We start from the raw sequence: 5,089 nt of genomic DNA, 5'->3' as shown, positions 1-5,089 counted from the left end.
CGGAAGAGCGGTTTCCATCAATCCGGAACAATGGTTTCCTCAATCCGGACAAGTGGTGTAAAAGTACCCGTAATATTCACAGTGACGTAAGTGCTGAGTAAGCAATATTGTTTGCTGTATAAAACACACCATTTAACAGTGTATAAGAGATAAAGAACCATGCATATTTAGCAGTCGTCCCCAAGCTGACTGGTACCGCAAAACAGCAGACTAATGTAATGGCGCAGCCAATATATCCGTATAGCATCCATGGCTTTGCTTTTCCCATTTTACTGTGTGTTTTGTCAATCATTGATCCAAAAAATATATCCGTGAAACCATCAAATAGTTTTGATACGGCAATCAGGGTACCTACGACACCTGCAGCAAGTCCTACTGAGTCTGTCAGATAGGGCATCATGAAGGAGGTCAGGAATGCATAGACTACATTACCTGCAATATCACCTGAACCATATCCAATTTTGTTATACCATTTTAAATACTTTTTTTCTCCCATAAGACAACCATACTCTCCTTCCTTGTTTACAGGTCACCTGAAATGTTATTACCCCTTTACATACGGTACCAGAGTAAACTGGAACCGGAACAATACATCATCAAATCGGTACTGATCCAATACAACCGGGCCACAACTATTAGAGCCAATTCCATTTAATGCATAATCAACACAAAATACTACACTATCTGATTCTGTCAATTCATAATTATGCGTTTTCTTCTCAAGTTCTTCCTGTGTATAATAAGAAGCATTAAATGAGAAAGCGTTTTCCGCAGATACCACAATGCCATATCGGCTGTTGTTAAGTTCTACATATTCACAATCATAATGACTACCATTTTCCTGTGGGCGGATATAATCCTCATGCAGGTCACCAACATTTGCCCGATACAGGCCATGACTCGCAGCCTGATGCTTATCGCGATAGCTTTCCTGTGGTCCCATTCCAAAGTATCTGGCATCTGTAAGTTTCTTGTCCAGAAACATTCTCACACCAAATCTCGGCAGATCCGGGAACTCATCATCTTTTGTTACTGCAATATCTGCATCAATCCGTCCAATGTCATCAATTTTCCATGCAATCATCACGTCAAGAATCTTCTGTACTGTTTTTGCCACAACAGAAGCATGGCTTATAATCTTTACCCCATGTCTTCCCTGCACGACCTCTGTCGTATAGGCTCTTGTATAAGCCCTATCATAATGTGCTTTCTTCCATTCAGACTTAATGTACATATCGTTATCTGTTGGAGCTCTCCAAATATTTAATTCCATCGGATGGTTCAGGTATTCCCGCCCTGCGAATTTCATCTCTGTAAAGAGTGCAGTACGTTTGTCTATGGTATAAGCAAATTCACGCCCCTTGATATGAATCTGTGTATCATTTTCATTTACCTGTAGTTCAGAGTCCACTGCTGTTTTTTGTAGCCATTTCTCTGCAAGTTTACATTTTGCATCATCTTTGCTTACCTCAATTTCATCAAATCCAAGAATACAGTTTTCATCCAGCAGTGGCAATTTCTTTTTCAGATGGTAAATAAATTTTAAATAACATTTTCCACTCTCTGGCACATTGATTTTAAGGTCTATTTTTCCTTCACTGTGTGGTGCCGCTGAAACTTCTGAAAGTTTACCTTTGCTGATTACAAGCCCGTCCTGTGTCAGTTCATAATTGATCTTCACATAATCTTTCAAGTCATCAAAATCCATGTAGTTATGAAGTACCAGTTCTCCGCTTTCTTTGTTATAGGAAATAACTCTTGCCGGACGATAAACATTCTTGTATTCCAAAAGCCCTGTGTGCACCGTTCTGTCCGGATATACTAATCCATCCATGCAGAAATTACCATCATGGATTTCTTCGCCATGATCGCCTCCGTAAGCGTAGATTGCCTTTCCATTCTCAGCAGTCCCATGAGCAATCGCATGGTCACACCATTCCCAAACAAAGCCGCCGCACATTTTATCGTTATCCTGGATCATCTGGAAATAATCTTCAAAATCTCCAGGACCATTTCCCATACTGTGACAGTACTCTACCAAAAGGAATGGTTTGCTTCCATCCTTGTCCAGATATTCCTGAATCTCAGAAAGAGCTGGATACATACGGCTGTACACATCCAGATTGCTGTAATCATATGTTTTATCGTAATTACGATATCTTGCACTCTCATATTGGGTGATACGGTCTGGATCAAATTTTTTTGTCCATTCCAATGCTTTTTCAAAGTTACAACCATATGCGCTCTCATTTCCCATTGACCACATGACAATACAAAAACGGTTTTTATCACGTTCCACCATGAGTTTCACACGATCAACGATTGCATCTTCCCATACCGGGTCATCAGCAATCTTTTCATTCCACCGCTTGAACCGGTTATAATCGGTGTCTTCTTTTCTGTAGAGCATAAATGGTCCATGAGCCTCAATATCTGCTTCATCTATCACCATAAATCCATACTTGTCACACATTTCATAGAAAAATGGTACATTCGGATAGTGGCTGGAACGGATCGCATTAAAATTATGCTGTTTCATTAACGTAAGATCCGTTATAATCTGTTCCCGGCTGATCGTAAACCCAGTAACCGGATCAGAATCATGACGATTGACTCCACGGAATTTAATCTTCTGTCCATTTAAGTAAATAATCTGATCTTTAATCTCTATCTTTCTGAGTGCAATATGATCTACGATTACTTCATTTTCTGTCTCAAGAATCAATTTATACAGATATGGATTTTCTGTATTCCAAAGTTCCGGACTAGCAATTTCTAAAACTGCAGCTCCTTCTTCGGCAATACTTCCTACTGCTACAACTGCTCCGTTTCTGTCTTCAATCGAAATCTTTACATTTACTGGGAAGTAAAATTTCATGTCAAGTTCTACTTTTGCAATCATATCCTCAATTTTTGTTTTTATATGATAATCGCTGATTGCCTGTTCCGGACGTTTTAAAATATACACATCTCGGAAAATACCACTCATACGGAATTTGTCCTGATCTTCCAGATAAGAACCATCACACCACTTCATTACTAAAACTGTCACGGTATTCGTTCCATCCTGAAGTACATCGGTAATGTCAAACTCACTGGTCATATGTGAAACCTGACTGTATCCAACGTAAGAGCCATTGATCCATACATAAAAGCAACTGTCTACCCCTTCAAAGTTCAAAAAGGCTCTTGATGCTTTCTCATCTCTGCTGTAATCAAAAGTATGTACATAAGCTCCACACGGAATATCCTGCGGCACGTATGGCGGATCAAACGGAAACGGATACCGGATGTTTGTATACTGATGCACATCATATCCTGCCATCTGCCATACACTCGGAACCTGAATCACATCAAAGTGTTCCGTATCATAATCCTTCTCAAAGAAAGAATCCTGGATGTCATAAATGCTGTTAAAATACTGGAATTTCCAAGTTCCATTCAATAACTGCATACGATCTGATTCTTCTCTGTGTTCCACCAGGTTATCCATTCTTTTGGATGCCGGAATATAATAGGCTCTGGCTGGCATTGTGTTTTCATGCAATACACTTAAATTCTCATAATAACGCGGTACAATCATAAATAGCTCTCCTCCAATACATATACTTTTTTGCTCTTTGTTCTCCCACAGAAAATCTGATCCTTTCCTTTTATTCTTACGTTTCTTTGTTTTCTAAATATAGATTATCCTAATCCGCAAAATATGTCTATGAATTAGATTGGACAAAACATGCACTAAATGATACAATAATAAAAAGCATGAAAAGAGGTGACGTCCTGTGTATATGAACGCCGGTTATTTGAACCACTCACATATGGATTTTAAAGACAAAAGTCGTCCACTGATTGTAGGAAGCTGTGGTACTTATCGTCTTTCCAGCCTTCCCAAGCTTCCCACCTACCGTCCGAGAGGACGTCTGGATTATCAGATTATATATATCACTGCTGGTTGTGTACATTTCCATTTTGATAATGTAGATAACGAAACGATTGTTCCTGCCGGTAACTTTGTACTCTACAGACCGAAAGAACTTCAGAAATATGAATATTATGGAGAAGATAAGACAGAAGTATACTGGATTCACTTCACAGGAAGCGATGTGAAAAATATCTTACGCCAATATGGATTTCCAGATAAAGGACGTATCTTTCAAGTTGGTTCATCTAACGAATATGAACGGATTTTCAAACGTATTATCATCGAACTCCAACGCTGTCAGGATAATTATGAGGAAATGCTTGTCCTTTTGCTACGCCATCTTTTAATTAGCTTTCACCGGGAACTGACTAGAGCGCACATATCAAAAAATGAATATCTTGATCATGAGATGGATATCGCTGTTACCTTTTTCAGTGAAAACTATCATCAGAATATCAATATTGACGATTATGCTGCCTCACGAGGGATGAGTGTCAGCTGGTTTATCCGAAATTTCAAAAAATTCACTGGTTCCACACCAATGCAATTTATTGTAGGAATCCGAATCACCAATGCTCAGATTTTACTTGAAACAACAACTTATTCCATCAATGAGATTTCTAAGATTGTCGGGTATGATAACCAGCTTTATTTCAGCCGACTCTTCCACAAGCTAAAAGGATATTCACCTAGAGAATACCAAAAGATAAGAAATAAGTTCTGAAAACCATAATATTATAAGAATCCAATTTATCTAAAAAGAGGATTAAAAATGTTACATTCCTAGTTTTCTTATCACAAGTTGCTTCATAAATTCGTTGCATAATTTAGATATTCTGTGTATGCTATAGTTAGTAGATGGGCTATATGCCTATCATGTAGACTGACACATAAAATCCGAATTTCTCTCCGGACTTCGGGTGCCGGACAGTTGGCTGGCAACGGAAAAACCAGTTTGCTTATCGGTTTTGTACTTTATGCTATAATCCTTGTATCTAAGCCATTTATTAACCCCTAACTATAAAGTACAAAATTTTTTACTTTTGATTGACATAATTATATTATGTAAACTATCTAAGTAAAAATTTAATTTAACCTATTGTGCTATTTCAAATAAAACGTTTAAAAACTTGTAAAAACCGCAAAGAATCCCTGTTTTTTTGATAA

At 38.1% G+C, this 5,089-nt stretch carries 2 protein-coding genes and 1 pseudogene; 1 reads left to right on the top strand and 2 read right to left on the bottom strand.

The annotated features are described in order from the left end of the window. Positions 1 to 79: 79 nt before the first annotated feature. Together GPK83_RS09440 and GPK83_RS09435 are read right to left on the bottom strand one after the other, a co-directional pair. Positions 80 to 496 (bottom strand): annotated as a pseudogene (locus GPK83_RS09440) (MFS transporter); the annotation flags it as partial. 48 nt (positions 497 to 544) lie between these two features. Next, the gene (locus GPK83_RS09435) at positions 545 to 3,583 is read right to left on the bottom strand and encodes a glycoside hydrolase family 2 TIM barrel-domain containing protein (RefSeq protein ID WP_215704632.1); all 3,039 of its coding nucleotides are present in this window, start codon (positions 3,581 to 3,583) and stop codon (positions 545 to 547) included. Between the two features lie 199 nt (positions 3,584 to 3,782). Here GPK83_RS09435 and GPK83_RS09430 point away from each other — a divergent pair, with 199 nt between their 5' ends. Then, on the top strand, positions 3,783 to 4,646 hold the full coding sequence (locus tag GPK83_RS09430; protein ID WP_215704631.1) for an AraC family transcriptional regulator: 864 nt from the start codon (positions 3,783 to 3,785) through the stop codon (positions 4,644 to 4,646). The last annotated feature ends 443 nt before the right edge of the window (positions 4,647 to 5,089 follow it).

The sequence above is a fragment of the Clostridium sp. MCC328 genome, assembly GCF_018785465.1.
Lineage (GTDB): Bacteria > Bacillota > Clostridia > Lachnospirales > Lachnospiraceae > Pilosibacter > Pilosibacter fragilis.
Note: the sequence above shows the minus strand (reverse complement) of the source record. Positions and strands in the feature narration are given on the sequence as shown.